This window comes from Ruegeria marisrubri, from assembly GCF_001507595.1.
Classification (GTDB): Bacteria; Pseudomonadota; Alphaproteobacteria; order Rhodobacterales; family Rhodobacteraceae; genus Ruegeria; species Ruegeria marisrubri.
Genome location: NZ_LQBQ01000001.1, coordinates 143,215 through 159,326 on the forward strand (window position 1 = coordinate 143,215; position 16,112 = coordinate 159,326).

14 protein-coding genes, 1 pseudogene and 1 riboswitch are annotated in these 16,112 nt (G+C 63.8%); of the genes and pseudogenes, 4 read left to right on the plus strand and 11 right to left on the minus strand.

The window, feature by feature from the left end:
- Nucleotides 1-2,874: a monovalent cation/H+ antiporter subunit A gene (locus AVO45_RS00665; RefSeq protein ID WP_068344652.1), complete on the minus strand. Its 2,874-nt coding sequence runs from the start codon at nt 2,872-2,874 to the stop codon at nt 1-3.
- 236 nt (nt 2,875-3,110) lie between these two features.
- On the opposite strand from AVO45_RS00665, the gene AVO45_RS00670 reads away from it, so the two are divergent.
- The 3 genes and pseudogenes from AVO45_RS00670 to AVO45_RS20150 all read left to right on the plus strand — a co-directional run bounded on the left by AVO45_RS00670 (nt 3,111) and on the right by AVO45_RS20150 (nt 4,409).
- Complete coding sequence (locus tag AVO45_RS00670) at nt 3,111-3,593, plus strand: rhodanese-like domain-containing protein (RefSeq protein WP_068343366.1); 483 nt, start codon at nt 3,111-3,113, stop codon at nt 3,591-3,593.
- Nucleotides 3,590-4,003, plus strand: a pseudogene (locus tag AVO45_RS20145) (alpha/beta hydrolase family protein); the annotation flags it as partial. The gene AVO45_RS00670 and the pseudogene AVO45_RS20145, both read left to right, overlap by 4 nt.
- A gap of 139 nt (nt 4,004-4,142) precedes the next feature.
- Nucleotides 4,143-4,409, plus strand: coding sequence for a hypothetical protein (locus AVO45_RS20150; protein ID WP_338055954.1), 267 nt, complete (start codon nt 4,143-4,145; stop codon nt 4,407-4,409).
- Here AVO45_RS20150 and mdoH read toward each other — a convergent pair whose 3' ends face one another.
- The 7 genes from mdoH to AVO45_RS00710 all read right to left on the minus strand — a co-directional run bounded on the left by mdoH (nt 4,410) and on the right by AVO45_RS00710 (nt 13,904).
- Nucleotides 4,410-6,281 carry a glucans biosynthesis glucosyltransferase MdoH gene (gene mdoH / locus AVO45_RS00680; protein ID WP_068344653.1) on the minus strand — a complete coding sequence of 624 codons (1,872 nt, stop codon included), beginning with the start codon at nt 6,279-6,281 and terminating at the stop codon, nt 4,410-4,412.
- The gene (locus tag AVO45_RS00685; RefSeq protein ID WP_068343367.1) at nt 6,278-7,777 is read right to left on the minus strand and encodes an OpgD/OpgG family glucan biosynthesis protein; all 1,500 of its coding nucleotides are present in this window, start codon (nt 7,775-7,777) and stop codon (nt 6,278-6,280) included. The genes mdoH and AVO45_RS00685 overlap by 4 nt, the downstream gene beginning before the upstream one ends.
- A complete protein-coding gene (locus tag AVO45_RS00690) occupies nt 7,774-8,991 on the minus strand; it encodes an OpgC family protein (protein WP_068344654.1) in 1,218 nt (405 codons plus the stop codon). The genes AVO45_RS00685 and AVO45_RS00690 overlap by 4 nt, the downstream gene beginning before the upstream one ends.
- A 27-nt stretch (nt 8,992-9,018) precedes the next feature.
- A complete protein-coding gene (locus AVO45_RS00695) occupies nt 9,019-10,389 on the minus strand; it encodes a tetratricopeptide repeat protein (RefSeq protein ID WP_068343369.1) in 1,371 nt (456 codons plus the stop codon).
- 180 nt (nt 10,390-10,569) lie between these two features.
- Entirely contained in the window at nt 10,570-11,754 is a 1,185-nt protein-coding gene (locus AVO45_RS00700) for a CaiB/BaiF CoA transferase family protein (RefSeq protein ID WP_068343371.1), read from the minus strand.
- Entirely contained in the window at nt 11,741-13,360 is a 1,620-nt protein-coding gene (locus AVO45_RS00705; protein ID WP_068344655.1) for a thiamine pyrophosphate-binding protein, read from the minus strand. Before AVO45_RS00705 ends, AVO45_RS00700 begins: the two co-directional genes overlap by 14 nt.
- Before the next feature lie 79 nt (nt 13,361-13,439).
- Nucleotides 13,440-13,904, minus strand: a complete 465-nt coding sequence (locus AVO45_RS00710) for a DUF302 domain-containing protein (RefSeq protein WP_068343373.1) — start codon at nt 13,902-13,904, stop codon at nt 13,440-13,442.
- 149 nt (nt 13,905-14,053) lie between these two features.
- On the opposite strand from AVO45_RS00710, the gene AVO45_RS00715 reads away from it, so the two are divergent.
- Entirely contained in the window at nt 14,054-14,413 is a 360-nt protein-coding gene (locus AVO45_RS00715; RefSeq protein WP_082688612.1) for a DUF1636 domain-containing protein, read from the plus strand.
- Here AVO45_RS00715 and AVO45_RS00720 read toward each other — a convergent pair.
- The 3 genes from AVO45_RS00720 to AVO45_RS19275 form a co-directional block, all read right to left on the minus strand.
- A complete protein-coding gene (locus tag AVO45_RS00720) occupies nt 14,401-14,889 on the minus strand; it encodes a hypothetical protein (RefSeq protein ID WP_068344656.1) in 489 nt (162 codons plus the stop codon). The genes AVO45_RS00715 and AVO45_RS00720 overlap by 13 nt on opposite strands.
- 61 nt (nt 14,890-14,950) lie before the next feature.
- Entirely contained in the window at nt 14,951-15,649 is a 699-nt protein-coding gene (locus tag AVO45_RS00725; RefSeq protein WP_068343376.1) for a CbtA family protein, read from the minus strand.
- Nucleotides 15,650-15,653: 4 nt separating this feature from the next.
- On the minus strand, nt 15,654-15,824 hold the full coding sequence (locus tag AVO45_RS19275; protein ID WP_082688613.1) for a CbtB domain-containing protein: 171 nt from the start codon (nt 15,822-15,824) through the stop codon (nt 15,654-15,656).
- Between the two features lie 36 nt (nt 15,825-15,860).
- Nucleotides 15,861-16,069, minus strand: a riboswitch (cobalamin riboswitch).
- Nucleotides 16,070-16,112 lie beyond the last annotated feature (43 nt).

Below are 16,112 nucleotides of genomic sequence, written 5' to 3' on the forward strand. Positions count from 1 at the left end.
TCAGGCTTCCTTTTCCTGTTGGGTTTCCTCGGCGTCTTCTTCCTCTCTCTGAGGATTGATGTCCATCGCGTGCTCCTGTGCGATGCCCGGTTGCCATGCAAAACGCGACAGGCTTTCCAGCGCCAGCATCACCGCGCCGAGAACGGCCAGGAAAACCCCTGTGTCGAACAGCATTGCGGTGGCCCATTCGAACTCTTCCAGTGGGGGCCAGTGCAGGTATCCGAAATCGCTGGTCAGGAAGGGCTTGTTGTTGAACCAGGCGCCAAGGCCGGTGGCCGCCGCGATCAGGACCCCCCATCCGATTGTCGCGTGATAATAGAACCGCTGCCGCTCGGCCGCCCAGGTGAAACCGCTGGCCATGTATTGCATCAAAAAGGCGATCGCCACGATCAGGCCGGCGATGAATCCGCCCCCCGGCTGGTTGTGCCCGCGAAAGAAGATGTAGGCGCCGACCATCAGGGCGATCGGCATCATCACGCGGGTGACGACGACCATCATCATCGGGTGCGCGTCGCCCGACTGCGGCCAGTGCGGTTTGCGGTTCAGCAGATAGGCGCGGACCTTGGTGGCCAGCACGCCCTCGGTAAGCGAAAAGATGACCAGCGCGGCAATGCCCAGAACGATGATCTCTCCGAATGTATCGAAGCCTCTGAAATCCACCAGGATCACGTTCACCACGTTGGTGCCGCCGCCTCCCTCGTAAGAATTCGCAAGGTGGAAATCCGAAATCGTCGGAAAGGCAAAGTCACGCATCATCAGCGCATAGATCAGCCCGCCGGTGCCCAGCCCGGCCACGACCGAGATCGCCGCATCACGCCAGCGCCGTCTGGCGGAACTGTCCCAAGGGGTTTCGGTCGGCAGGAAGTTCAGCGACAGCAGCAGAAGGATCATCGAGACGGTTTCCACCGAGATCTGCGTCAGGGCCAGGTCGGGTGCGGACAGGTAGTTGAACGCCATCGACACGATCAGTCCGACCACGCCGATCAGAACCAGCGACAGCAGGCGGTTGCGGTGGAAATACATGATGGCCAGAGTGGCGCCGACCAGGCAGATCCACCCGATGATCGGAATGATCGGCGCGGGCAACGGAATGCGGGTCGGAACGCCGATGCTGCCCGTGGAAAAGGCGTAATAGCCCAGCCCGACCGTGAAGGCGATGAAGATGACGGCGTAACGGCTGATGACCCCGTTGTGCAGCTTGTCCGTGATCCAGCGGCTGAGCGCCGTCATCGCGCCGATAACGGCATCGAAAATCGTCTTGGCCTCGGGGCGTGGCAGTGCGTTCCAGAGCCGCTCGAGATACCCGTGAAACCCCAGCAAAAACATGCCGCCGATCACGGCGATGATCGACATGTAGAGCGCAGGGGTGAACCCGTGCCAAAGTTTCAGCGAGTAATAGGGCAGGTCCTCGCTGCCGATGACCGCGCTCGACGCGATGGCGACGAGAGGGCCGACAATGGCCTTGGAAAACAGACCGATTGCGACGACCAGCACCACCAGAAAGGCCGGCGCCAGCCACATGCCCGCGCCCGGATCGTGCGGTGTGGTGGGATAGTCGTCCCGCTGGGGGCCCAGAAAGACGTGCGAGATGAAGCGGAAGGAGTAGGCCGCCGAGAACAGGGCCGCGATCAGCGCCAGCCCCGGCACAAGGTAGTGGGAATTGTTCCAGACCGTGTGGACGGTTTCCTCCAGCATCATCTCCTTGCTGAGGAACCCGTTGAACGGAGGGATCCCGGCCATCGACAGGGCCGCGATCGTGCCGATCGTGAATGTGACCGGCATCAGGTGCCGCAGCCCGCCCAGACGCTTGATGTCCCGGGTATGAGCCTCGTGATCGACGATGCCCGCGGTCATGAAGAGCGCGGCCTTGAACGTGGCGTGGTTGATGATGTGGAACACCGCCGCCACTGCCGCAATCTCGGTGCCAAAGCCCAGCAGCATGGTGATCAGGCCCAGATGGGACACCGTCGAAAAGGCCAGCAGCGCCTTGAGGTCGTCCTTCATCAGCGCAATCACCGCCCCGATCAGCATCGTGAGAAGGCCCGTGGTCGCGACGATGTAGAACCATTCCTGCGTCCCGGCCAGCACCGGCCACATCCGCGCCATCAGGAACAGCCCGGCCTTCACCATCGTGGCCGAGTGCAGATAGGCCGAAACCGGTGTGGGGGCGGCCATGGCGTGGGGCAGCCAGAAATGGAACGGGAACTGCGCCGACTTGGTGAAACAGCCCAGCAGGATCAGGATCAGCGCCGGCAGGTAGAGTGGCGATGACTGGATCAGCTCCTTGTTCTGCAGGATATCGCTGAGATCATAAGAGCCCACGATATGGCCCAGGATCAGCATGCCCGCGATCATGGCCAGCCCGCCAGACCCCGTGACGGCAAGGGCCATGCGGGCGCCCTGACGGCCTTCGGGCAGGTGCTTCCAGTAGCCGATCAACAGGAACGAACTGAGCGAGGTCAATTCCCAGAAAATGAGCAACAACAATATGTTGTCGCTCAGTACGATACCCAGCATCGCGCCCTGAAACAGAAGCAGATAGGAATAGAACTGCCCCATCGGATCTTCGCGTGTCAGGTAGAACCGGGCATAGAGTATGATCAGCAGGCCGATCCCCAGAATGAGCGAGGCGAACAGCAGGCCAAGACCGTCCAGCATGAAATGCGCGTTCAGCCCCAGCCCGGGGATCCAGTCGAAATGGGCCGTCACCAATTCGCCCCGCATGACCGTGGGAATGTGGATCAGCAACCCGGCCAGCGCTAGGAAAGTCGTCAGGCCCGCGCTGGACGCCGCCACATTGCGTCCTGCACGGATCAGCAATGCGGGAAAGACTGCTCCGAGAAAGGGAAGGGCCGCGATGAGGAAAAGGGACACCTGCAAACTCCAGTCTTGCCGCGCAAAATTAGTGCTGATTCAGTAAGGATTTTTTCCCGGCTGTCCACCTATTGAAACCGGGGCGTCCGTTTCTAGTTGGAACGGGTTGCGTCAATGCCTCCGATCTGACCATTGCCGAGTTGACGTGATATTGATCGGATTGCCCGCTCGTCGTCGGTTCAGAAGGCCCGATCTCGTGCTAAGAAAAGCGCGATCGCCGGTTCTTCGGAGGCCCAATGACAAGCAGAGGCGGAAATTCAGGCCTGTTCACGCGCCGGGCCTTTCTGATCGGCGGCGGTGCCTTGGCTGTGGTTTGGGGGGTGCGCGAGTATCGCCTGACGCCGCCGGACCATGACGGGACGAAGCTGTCTGCCAGCGAAGCGCACGAGCGTGCGGTCGCGGGCGCGCTTTTGTTGATCGATATCCGCACGCCTCGGGAATGGCAGGCGACCGGAATTGGCGAGGGTGCCCATCCGATCGACATGCGGCGCAGCGACTTCGTCGAGGCCCTGACGGCTCTTGCAGGACCGGACCGCAATCGCGAGATCGGAGTGATCTGCGCACGGGGCGTGCGCTCGGCGCGGATGAGCATCGAACTGGCCCGCGCGGGGTTCACGAAAATCGTGGATGTTCCCGAGGGGATGCTTGGGTCGCGTGCCGGGCCGGGTTGGCTGAAATCCGGCTTGCCGGTGCGCGCCTACCAAGGAAACTCGGAATGAAATGGGGTTTGTGGCTTGGCCTTTGCCTCGGGCTTGTGCCCTTGGCTGCGCATTCTGACTGCGCCGGAGAGGCAGCGGCCTGTGAAATTGAGACCGGATCCTACCATATCGAATTGCCTGCACATGCAAGGGCTCCGCTTTTCATTCTGCTGCACGGCTATGGCGGCAGCGGAGCGGGCATGATGAAGAACCGTGCCGTGGTTGATCGGCTGTTGGCTCGCGGATATGCCGTATCGGCCCCCGAAGGGGTGGCCGAAAACGGGCGGCGGCGGAGTTGGAACTTTCTGCCTGCGCACCAAGGGCGGGACGATTCCCGTTTTCTGGCTTCGGTCGTTCGCGATGCAGCTCGACGTTTCGGGATAGACGAACAGCGGGTGATATTGGCCGGGTTTTCCGCAGGCGGGTTCATGGTCAACTATCTTGCCTGTGCTGCACCCGAGGCCTTTTCCGCCTATGCCCCCCGTGTCGGGTGGCTTCTGGCGGCCACACCCAGAGGGCTGCAACGGCCCTGTCAGGCTGTTTCACACGCATGGATGGGCGGACAGGGTGGTGCCACTCGAAGGGCGCTTCCTGGGGGGTGGCCGGTTTCAGCAGGGCGACATTTTCGCCGGGCTGGAGATTTGGCGGAGGGCCAACGGCTGCGCCGAGAATGCGCCAGATGGTTTTGCCTCGACCGGGCAGTTTCTGCGTCGCAAGTGGACGCATTGCGCCAAGGGTGGCGCGCTGGAGCTTGCGCTGTTTCCTGGCGGCCACGGGATTCCCGAAGGCTGGGCGGACATGGTCGCGGATTGGTTTGAGGGCCTTCCGGGTGGCTGATTACTCGGCCGGGGTCATCGGACCCTTGCCTTCGATAAGGTCCTTGATTTCGTTGCGATAACGTTTTGCCGCGCGGGTGATTGCGGGTTCGTGATATTCTTCTCTCATGCCCAGCAGCCTGCGCGCCATGCCCGCCGAAACGCCGCTGAGCGCCGACAGAGGCACCGCCAGCGTCAGGCTGATCGCGATGGGGGCAAGCCAGACCGAGACAAGACCGGCCAGGATGCCGGCGCTCAGGGCCAAGCCGCTGACCGTCTCCAAAGCGTGACAGATTATCAGCGTCCGCAGGCTGTAATGTCCGCCATCCCGCGCCTGTGGGGCCCATCCCCTTTGCACGCCCAAGACAGTGCGGAACACGGCAATCATCTGCTGCACCATCAGGATCGGGGCGTAGAGCACCGACAGGATCACTTCCGAGAGGAAAGACAGGGCAAACCGCGCGCCTCCTCCGAAATCGGCATAGCTGGCGCCGCTCAGCGGCAGGGCGAGGATACCCAGCAGCTTGGGCGCCAGCAGCATGGCATACATCACCAGAATAATCAGAACCTGCCGCCCTTCGGACATTTCCGGCCATTGGGGGAACATCGGATTGTCGGGGCTGAAGTAATGCAGGACCGAGGCCTCCTTGCCATGCCCGATCAGCGCCCACATCGCCAGCAGCGCGAACCACAGCGGCGACATGAGATAGCCCACCGCCCCGTGGAACATGTGAAACCGCGAGATCGGTCGGAACCCGCGCGAACCCAGCAGTTTGAGATGTTGCAGATTGCCCTGGCACCAGCGCCGGTCGCGCAGCACATGGTCGATGAGGGTGGGCGGGGTTTCCTCGTAGGATCCACGAATGCGCGGCAGGAAACGGACGGTCCAGCCGGCGCGTCGCAACAGCCCGGCCTCGACGAAATCGTGGCTCATGATCAGCTTTTCCACGCCGTTCAGTGAACGCAGCTTGGGCAGGCCCGCGCAACTGGCGAAAGCGGCGGTGCGGATGATCGCGTTATGGCCCCAGTAGTTGCCTTCCTGCCCGCACCAGCGGGCAAGCCCCTCGGCGAAGGCGACGCCATAGACCCCATTGGCGAATTGCTGCATCCGGGCAAAGACAGACTGCGCGCCGATCAGTTGCGGAAAGCTCTGGATCAGGCCCGCAGCCGGGTCGCGGGCCAGTTCCTCTGTCAGGCGCGCGATGGCCCGACCGGTCATCAGGCTGTCGGCATCCAGCACCAACATCGCATCCCAGTCGCCGCCCCAACGGCTGACCCAGTCGGCGATATTCCCCACCTTGCGGTCGGTGTTCTGTTCGCGGCGGCGGTAGTAGAGTTCCAGTCCCGGAGCCAGTGTCGCACGCAACGCCTCGATGCTGGCCTGTTCCTGGGCGGCGATGTCGTCGTCTCGTGTATCGGACAGGATGAACATGGCATACCGATGCCTGCCACCGCGCGCCCGCAATTCCTCGAGCATCGACCGGGCGTTGCCGAGAACGAACCACGGCACCTCGTTGTAGATGGGCATCAACAGCGCGACGCGCAGCGGGCGTGGGGCTGTCCGACGTTCGGGCTTCGACTGTCTGGCCAACGAAACCATGCCCAGCAGCACCGTGCTGACGGTGAACGCGATCCAGAAGAAGTTGAATGAGATCAGCGCAATCAGAACCGCTTCGACGGCGGTGATCCCTTCCCCGGAAAGCCAGTCCTGCATGATCCAGACCAGCGCCAGCGTCGCCGCCATCGCAGGCGAAAACGCCAGCGCGCGCCAGAGCCCCACCGAGGCAGCAGACGGCGCTTGGGGCGCCCGACTGTCCTTGTAGGCACGGTCGAAATCCTGCACCGGCATCGGCAGTGGCGCCTCGGGGGGCGTGATGCGCAGGTCGCGGCTCATGCGGTCCACCTGTAGAGCCAGACCTCGGATGCGGGCTGTTCGCCCTTGCGCAACTGGGCGCGCAGTTCGACATGGTCCCGGTCGCTGGGGTCAAAGGAAAAGGCAAGCCGCAGGCCGCCGGTCTCCGGATTGCGCTGCAAGACGCCCGGCGACACCTCGACATGCGGGGATTGCGTGAACGCGGTCAGCGCGTCGGGATCGTCAAACAGGTCGCTGGCTTCGTAATCGATGACCACGAGACGCCCGGTGCCGAACGTCTTTTCGCCCATGGCGGTCTTGATGACGCGCGGCATGGCGGTGCGATAGGGCTCCTCCCCCCAGATGAGACGATAGGACAGGTCCAGGCGGCTGCCCGGCGCGTAGGGTTCGGCGGGTCGCCAATGGGCAACGATGTTGTCATATATCTCCTGGTCTGCCGGTATTTCCACAAGGGCGACGGTGCCGCGGCCCCAATCCCCCTTGGGTTCGACCCAGAGGCCCGGGCGCTTGTGATACATGGCCTCGAGGTCGGCGAAATCCGAAAATGCGCGGGCGCGCTGCATCAGGCCGAATCCGCGTGGGTTCCTATCCACGAAGGACGAGACCTGCAGCCGCGTCGGGTTTGCCAGCGGACGCCAGATGACCTCTCCGGCACCGTTGGCGATCATCAGCCCGTCACTGTCATGCACCGCCGGGCGGAAATCGTCGAAGCGCGCACGGTTGGTGCGGTCGTAAAGGAACATTGAGGTCAGCGGCGCGATCCCGACATGGTCCAACTCGTTGCGCGGAAACAGCGTCGCCTCGACCTCCATCACGCAATCCGCGCCGGGGGTGATGTCGAACCGGTAGGCCCCTGCGACGCTGGGGCTGTTCATCAGCGCGTGAACGATGATGTTGCGCTGCCCTGGTTCCGGGCGCTCCAGCCAGAAGCGGATGAACTCGGGGAATTCCTCGCCCTCCGGGTCGCCCGTTTTGAGCGCGAGGCCGCGGGCGGACAGGCCGTAAACCTCGTTCAGCCCGATGGCGCGGAAATAGCTGGCCCCCTGAAAGACGCAGAACTCGTCGGTAAGACCGGGGCGATGCATCTCGGCGCGCAGGCGAAGCCCCGAAACGCCCAACGTGTCATCCACCGGAAGATCTGGGACTTCATCGGATTTGTCGAACATCGACAGGTCGAAGGCCACCGGATTGGCGAGGCCGTTCTCGACGCTGAACACCTTGACCGCGCGGGGGAAGTAGAGGCCCGGTGCAAAGAAATCGACGCTGTAGGGGGTCTCGGTGCCATACCAAAGCCCTTTTTCCAGCCGGAAGCGGATCGAGCGATACTGCTCATAGGTCAGATCGCGCCAAGCCTGCGGGACAGCTTCGCGCTCGACATAGGGCCGGCTTGCCAGATCGCGGGCCTCGGCAATGACAAGGTCGCGGTCAAAGGGTATCGCCCCGTCGGTCGCAAAGGCGGCGGGAGCCAGAGCAAGCATGGACGTCGATGCAAGAAAGGCGCGGCGTGTCAGGTTCATTTCTGAGACCTCCACGGATGCGACTTGTACCAGGCAACGAGATAGGCGACCCCGGTTATCATTGCAAAGCCAAGCAGGTTGAAGAACAGGGCGCTGGCAGGATTCCGCCCTGTCAGGTCCAGGCCGACGCCGATAAGCCGCGCGGCGGCCATGGAAAAAACGAACACCGCCAGCGATTGCTGGCCGACCTTCGTGACTATGGCCAGCACAATTCGCCAAGCTTCCGCCCCCAGCCCCCGCCCGGTGGCGACAAGGCGGGAGCCTCTCTCACCTGTGGCCACCCATCCGAGATAAGCCAGCGACAGAAAGTGCAGATAGCGCAGCAGGCCGAACTCGGTCTTGTTCTTCAGTTCTGCGATCGCGGGCCATGTCTTGAAAATCGACTTCGCGATGTCGCTGTTCCAGGCATCGATCCAGTTCAGAACCTTCCACGAGCCGAAGGGGGACGAGACGATCAGGAACAGAACGGCGATCCAGATCAGCGTTTTCGACACCGGCGGGGCGGGAATCCAGCCGCGCATGAAGGCGAAGCCGGTGAAAAACAGAAGCTGCCAGCCGAAGGGGTTGAAAAACCATTGCCGGTCCGACCAAGGCTCGGCCGGCAGGGCCAGCGCGCCGGTCTGCGCGACCAGCCAGATCGTGACCGAGGTCGCGGCGACCGCCCAGAACCCGATCTGCGAAAGCGCCATCATCAGCGGCATCATCGCCAGCACCACCAGATACATCGGCAGGATGTCGAAATAGTTCGGCACGTAGGTCAGGGTGAACAGCCCGACCATCTGCGGCATCGGATCATTGAAGAAGTGCTGCAGGTTCAGTGAGGCGACGTAGCTTTTCTCGAAACTGCCCGACAGATCCAGCGCGGCCAGGGACATGGCGACAAAGAAGAACAGACCGATATGGGCCCAGTAAACCTGCCAGATCCGATAGGTGACCCGGGTGGTACCCATCCACCAGCCCCGACGCAGGAAGGCGCCTCCGAAAGCGATGGCCGAGGCCATGCCCGAGCAGAAGACAAAGATCTCGGCGGCATCCGAGAACCCGAAACGCGCCGGAATCCAGCCGGCCCAAGGGTTGCCGGGGATATGGGCGATCAGGATGATGAACATCGCGATGCCACGGTAGAAATCCAGCCGCGGGTCGCGTGTGCGCGCAGGCGCGTCGGGCCTGGCCGCAGCCTGAGCAAAGTCTGTAACGGGCGAAACGGTCGCCATGCGCTTGCTGTCCTTCATGATCCCGTATTATTCGGCGGGTACGCTCTGTGCGCCTTTCCCTCCGCGCGCCGCGTCGATCAGGGCGCGGCGGGCAAGGGCATAGTTGTCTTCGCCGCCCGATCGTCTCGCGCGGCGGTCATCCAGTATCCGCAGCACCTCTTCCAGCCGGCCGGCGCGGATCCCCGCGTCGATCGTGATGCGTTCGAACACGTCGCGCTGGGCGTGCGATCCACCCGCCAGTTGCATCGAGTTGCGGGCGGCAAGCAGGTTGTCGAATGCGGCCCCGTATTGCGCCTCGCCGAAGGCCTCGAGCCCCCGCGCCGCCGCGACACCCGGGTTCGCCATGCGGCAGGTGATCTCGGTATCCGCGCGTGAGGCGTCCCGGTGGATTCGCCTCAGCAGGTTCGTGGTCGCTTCGGCCCGGTTGTCTCCGATCAGGGCCAGCAGATAATGCAGGTCGGCAAAGATCAGGCAGCCATCCTCGGTGCGTGCGGCGCTCAGGTCGGCCAACTCCTCCCAGCGGTTGCCGATATCGACGCCTTCGAGTTCCAGCCGCATGAGCAGCGAGGTCGCGTTGGATATGTCGCGATAGTCGTCCGTCTTGTCCTTGCGGATTTCCGTGTCATAGAGGTCAAGCACCCGGTCGATCTGACCGAGATCCAGATGCATCAGCGCCTTGTGCCACCAGACGTGGTAGCGGAAATTGTTGCAATGCGCCCATGCGCTTTCGCGCCCGGCGAACCATTCCAGCCCGCGCGCCGCACGGCCTGTCATGTCGTGGACATGGGCAACCGCGTGCAGTCCCCAGGCGTCGTCCGAAACCATCCACAACGCCTGACGCCCGGCGATCTCGGCCTTTTCATACGCGCCGGTTTCCTCCAGCGCGAAGGCATGGCAGCCCAGCAGGTAACCGCGCCCCGGATGATCGGGCTCGTAGGCGGGCATTACCCGTTCGATCGAGCGCCGCATGCCCGCGCTGTCCCCCAGAACGAACCGGATCGCGTGGCTGAGTTTCATCGCCAGCGTGTCCTGCGGGTGATCGCGCAGGACGGCCTCGAACTCCTGCACCGCCAGGCTGGGGCTGCCGGCCAGCCAGAGCCGCAGCGCCTCGACATAGTGCCGCTCGCGGGGAGAGGCCGGGTGAGCGGCCATTGCGGCATCGGCGGCCGCCAGCGCCTCGGTGGCGACCGGATACAGCTCGCGCCGCCCCAGCAGCAGCATGAACAGCCCCTTGGTGGCGTGGCCCAGAGTAAAACCGGGCTCCAGCTCCAGAACCTTGCCCAGATGTTGCGGCGTAACGGCGGCATGGGCCATGAACCCCAGCAGAACGCCGTTCCACGCCTCGATGCTGTCCGCGTGGGTCAGGCTGTTCATCTGTCCAAAAACGTCTTGCTTCATGCCAGGGTCCAATCCGTCTGCGAGAAAAAGGTGCGACTTGCTTAGCCGACAGTATTGGGTTGCCGCTCCGGGATCGACGCCGCTCGCGAATTGGTGAAAGGCCGTGTGCAAAAGCGAGAAAAAAACCGCTTGTTCAAGCACATGTTTCAGCGGCGTTCCGCCGGTGGAGCAACAAGTGTTTCAGTCTTCGAAGGGATACTGCGCGTTCAGAACCGCCTGAGTGTCTGCCCCGAAGGAGGGCGGGGCATGGCGGTAGGTGACCGGCGTGCGCGACAGTTTCAGCGGATTGCCGATCAGACGGGCCTCAGCGGGCGCGGCCTGCATCGAAATCTGCATCCCGCGGGCGGCCACCTGATCCGAGGCAAAAACCTGATCGAGCGTCTGAACCGGCCCGACCGGGACCTTCAGCGCCTCAAGTCCGGCGATCATGTCCTCTGACCGCCGCATCTGAACGGCCGGTCGCAGCACGGCATTGAGGGCATCGCGATGTTCCAGCCGCGCCGGGTTGGTGGCGAAACGCGGGTCATCCGGCAACTCGCCCAGTCCGAGATATTCGCAGAGCCGCCGGAACTGGCTGTCATTGCCAACGGCCAGAATGACATGCCCGTCGGAGGTCTCAAAGACGTCGTAGGGCACGATGTTCGGGTGCCCATTGCCCCGCCGCTGCGGAACCTGTCCGGATGTCAGGTAGTTCACGCCCTCGTTGATCAGCCACGCAATCTGGGTATCCACCAGCGCCAGGTCGATCCACTGGCCCTCGCCGGTCAGATCGCGGTGGCGCAGCGCTGCCAGAATGCCGACGGCCGCGTACATCCCGCACATCACGTCGGCGATGCCCACGCCCACTTTCATCGGCATTCCGTCGGGTTCACCGGTCAACGACATGATCCCGCCATAGCCCTGCGCCATCAGGTCGTAGCCCGGCTTGGCCGCGTTCGGCCCGGTCTGGCCAAAGCCCGAGATCGAGCAATAGACCAGACCCGGCAAGTCGCGCGACAGGGTCTGGTAGTCCAGCCCGTATTTCGCCAGCCCGCCGGGCTTGAAATTCTCGATCAGAATGTCCGCATGTGACGCCAGCCGCCGGATCGCCTGCTGCCCCTCGGGCGTGGTGATGTCCACGGCCACCGATTTCTTGTTCCGGTTCGCGGCCATGAAATAGGCGCTCAGATCGGAACGGTTCCCCTCGGCATCCTTCAGATAGGGCGGCCCCCATTGCCGTGTGTCATCTCCGCCCGTGGCGGGGTTTTCGATCTTGATGACGCTCGCGCCGAGATCGCCCAGCAACTGCGTGCAGGTGGGCCCGGCCAGGATGCGGCTGAGGTCCAGAACCTTGACACCCTTCAGCGGTCCTTCAGATGCGGCCATCATATCCTCCACGGTCGATCTCGGCGGCGATGACGGTAAAGGTTTCGGCCTGCATCGCCTGTTCCAGCGCTGCCCGCAGTTCGGCCCGGTTGCGGACGGTGTGGCCACATCCACCGAAGGCCCGCCCCACGGCGGCGAGGTCATGCCAGCCGAAATCCACGCCCCGGTTCGCCATCTGTCGTCCGCGCTGCTTCATTTCGATCAGGGCCAGGCTGGCATCGACGAAGACAAGGAAAATGGGGTTTCCGCCCATTTCCGAGGCCGTGGACAACTCTCCGGCCGTCATCAGGAAACCCGCGTCGCCGGTAAAGCAGATGACTGGACGATCCGGCGCGGCGAGTTTTACCCCGATGGCCATCGGCACCCCGCAGCCCATGGTGCAGAGCGCCGAGGACTGGATCAGTTCGCGCGGTTCGGAACATTGCCACATCTGCGACAGCAGGATGCGATGCGCCCCGGTGTCGGCCGTCGCAAGGGTGTTCGCGGGCATCACCCTGTGCGCCTCGTCGATCACCGCGGCGGGCCCCCAGTCATCATCCCGCGGAAAGGCCTGTGCCAGCGCGTCCTTGACGGCCTGCGGTTCGCCGCCTTCCCAGGTCTTGCGCGCGGGATTGCCCTTGGCGAGCGCCTCGAGGGTCGCCCCTGTATCGGCCACGAAATTCAGCCCGGCCTGATGCATGTAGTGGTCGTTCACCGCCGCAGATATGTCGATCACGCGCTGGCGGTCCGGATCCCATGCCTCGCGCCAGCCCGGCCGCATCTCGATCGGGTCGTAGCCAAGGCAGAGGATGAGATCGGCCTTTTCGACCAGCGGCAACAGGTGTTTGTCGGCCAGCGGCGACAGGCCCGCCCCTCCAAGGCACAGCGGGTGGTCCTCGGGAACCACCCCTTTCGCCTTGTAGGTGGTGACGAAGGGGATGTTGAAATGCTCGACAAAGGCGCGCAGGACCTGCGCAGAGCCATCGTAGAGCACATCCAGCCCGATGACGGCCAAGGGCCGCTGGGCCGCGGCCAGCCAGCGGCGCGCCTGCTCGAGGCCCGTGCCCTGGGGAACGACCGGCGCAGCCGGAACCAGCCGGCGCCGTTTCGGTGACTCCACCCGCGTTTCCGCGACCGAGATCGGAACGTCGATATGCACCGGGCCGGGGCGTGCTTGCGTGGCCAGCGATACCGCCTTGTCGGCGATGATGTCCGCGCCACCGGGCGTCAGCCGGAACGTGCCCTTGGTGATCGGGTCGAATACCCGCTCATGGTCGATGATCTGATGGGTATAGGTCAGCGCCTCGTCCGCATCGACGCAGCCGGTCAGCACGATCATCGGCACCCGGTCCTGCAAGGTGTTGGCGACCACGTTGATCCCGTTCATCGCGCCGGGCCCTAGGGTCGCGACCAGAATGGCGGGCGCTCCGTCGCGATGATGCACGCCCTCGGCCATGAATCCGGCCGCGTTTTCATGCTTGGCAAGGTGAAAGGTGATCCCCGCCTGTTCCAGCGCATCCACCAGCGTCAGCACCTCGCCGCCCGGCATGCCGAAGGCATGGCGGCACCCCGCCTCGTAGAGCCGCCTTGCCAGAAGATCCGCGGCGCGGGGCATCGTTTCGTCCATCATCCATGCTCCAGTTCAGTCCCTCTGCCGCAGAATGCGGTGGCGGGGGCAGGGCGCAACCCGCATCACGGCAGTGTGACTACTCGGTGGCCGCTTGGGCGATGGCCTGAAAGCGGTCATCCAGTTCCCCGGCAATCGACGCAAGCGCATCGCCGCCTTCGTTCATGTAGGGCGCAAAGACGAGGCTGGGCGTCTTGTAGGACAGCGTCGCCGTGCCGTCGGCATTTTCCGTCACATAGAATCGGATCGGCGCCTCGATCATGGCCGCGGTCGAGCTTTCCAGCACCCGCACGGCGTAGTCGTTGTTGAACACGCCGATCACGCGGTTGCCCGGAATGGTTATGCCACGCGCGGCGGCGGCCTTGGTCGGGCCGGCCTGCGTGACCACGATCAGCCCCCGCGCCTTGACCGCCTCGGTCACGTCGGAAACCAACACGTCATAGGATTTCGCGGTAGGCATGACGACCCACCCCTCGCGCGGCCCAAGGTCGCCGGACCATAGGGGCGATGCGGCAAGGCACAGGGCGGCCCAAAGAAATCTCATTGTCTCGCCTCCAACTGGTTTCCCTGAACTTGATGCCAGATTTCCGGCTGTACCGGCGTCACAATCTCGTGCTTCAAGCGCGAGGCGCGCCTTGCGTCCGGCGCGGGAAACCCGCAGAAACGGCACCAGCCACGAAAAAGGAGTCCGGCATGAATGCCGCTCGTATCCGCCTGTCGATCTGCACCAGCTGCTCGGGCCAGCGCGACCGCGCCGCCGAACGGCAAGCCGTGGCCGAGGCTCTGGCCCATGCGGGGTTGGCGGATCGGGTCGATCTGGAAGAGCACGCCTGTTTCAGCGCTTGCGCGCAGCCCGTGGCCGTGGGGCTGCAGGGGCAGGGGATGGCGTCGTATGTCTTCGAGGGGATCGATCCGGTCGCGGACGCCGCCGACATCGCGGCGACCTGCCGGACCTACCTGGACAGCCAGTCGGGCTGGATCGAAGACGCCCGGCCTTGCGGGCGGATTCGCGAGTGTCTCAGGGCGCGGTTGCCCGCGCTTCAGTCCACCTGAACTGTCACCGAGGCGCTGACCGGCACGTTGTCCACCGTCAGCGGGCTGTGGCTGTTGGCGTTCAGTGAGACTTCGACCTCGACCGCGCCCTTGGGCAGGTCGGGGATATGCATCCAGTTGCCATAAAGGCGCGCCAGCTTGGTGCCGTTCACATAGACATGGGCGTGCCCTTCGCCGGGTTTGTCCTCGAGCGAGGCATTCTCGGGCGAAAAGCGGAAGTTCCGCGGCATGACATGCAGGTTCCAGCCGGACATCGGATCTTTCAGCAACTCGATCTCGAGGCCCGGGGCATTTTCGCCGGCCGGAAGGTTCACGGCCGCAGCATGTGAATGGTCGTGGGACGCTGTCGCGCCGTGGTGGGACGGGTCGGAATGGTCGTGACCGTCAAGCGTGACGCCGTTGGCGGCGGCGAAGAGAAAGCCTGCACCTCCACCAAAGACCAGGCCGATCGCGAACAAAGCGAGTGATCGGGACATTTCGATTCCTTTGGACATGGAAAACCCGCCGAATTTCTCCGGCGGGCGTTTTGCGTGGTTGTCAGGCAGTGACCGAGGCGTGTTTGCCTTCGCTCTGCCAGAAGTAACCTGCAAAGCTGCCGACCAGCACCCATGCCGCCATACCGACGCCAAAGGCGCGGGCGGCGAACAGGGCGCCGATCTCGGTCGGAACGGGGCCTGCGAAACTGTCGGGCTCGGGCGCTCCGATCAGGTGCGGCGCCATCAGCAGGATCGCCGCGATGACATAGCTGGCGACGTTTCCGCCAAAGGCGATCAACCACATGGCGATGCCCGCGGCAGCCACCGTCGCGGTCCACCAGATCTGGCGCGCGCCGATTTCGGCGGCGGCCACACCCGGCACTTCGGGGGCCAGCGACAGGCCCGGGGCAAAGTGAAAGGTGACGAAACCCGCAAGCCCCCACAGGATGCCGGTGCGGGCGTTGACCTCATGCCCCTGGCGTTCGGCCAGCGACATCAGCGCCACCAGAACCAGCGCATAGCCGGTGTAGGTCAGCATCGAGAAGACGACGCTGAGCGCATCCCGCATGGGCTCGGCGAACGGGCCGGGAAGCTCGGGATGGGCGGATACATAGCCGCCTCCGAAATGCACCAGTTCGCCGGATTCATACAGTTCGGCGTGGAGCAGGACGGGTTGAACGAATACAAGCTGCAGCAGAGCGGCAATTAGCCCTGCTGCAGCGCCAGCGAACAACGCGCTGGTCAGAATACGACTGAACATGGTCTTAGTGGCAGGGGAAGCCGGTTGCGTGGCGCACATCATGAGCGGCGTCATGCAGGGCGGATGCCTGAACATGGCCGGCTACGGTGATGATCCCGAAGCCCAGAACCACGGCAAACAGTGCCGACAGATAGGTCGAACCGGCAGCGGATGCCTTGAGTGTTTTGGTCGTCATTTCTTGTCCTCCTGAGCCGCCGCACCCGACGGCTGGTCTTGCGTTTCTCGCCTGGCAGGTCTCCTGGCTCGCGGGTCGCTGCCTCTGTTCGCCTTCCCCCCGGGTTGGGCCGGGAGTGGCTGGTTGAACAGAGGCTAACCGCTTACAGTCGCGGGGGCGGCTTTGGCCTGACCGCATCGGCGGCGCACCAAATTCCCTCTTAGCAGCCGGATTGCCCCGGCATGACCAGACATTTCCTTTCTAGCCGCGAAGCCCCTTTTGGCGCAATCACCATTTGCGACCTTTCGC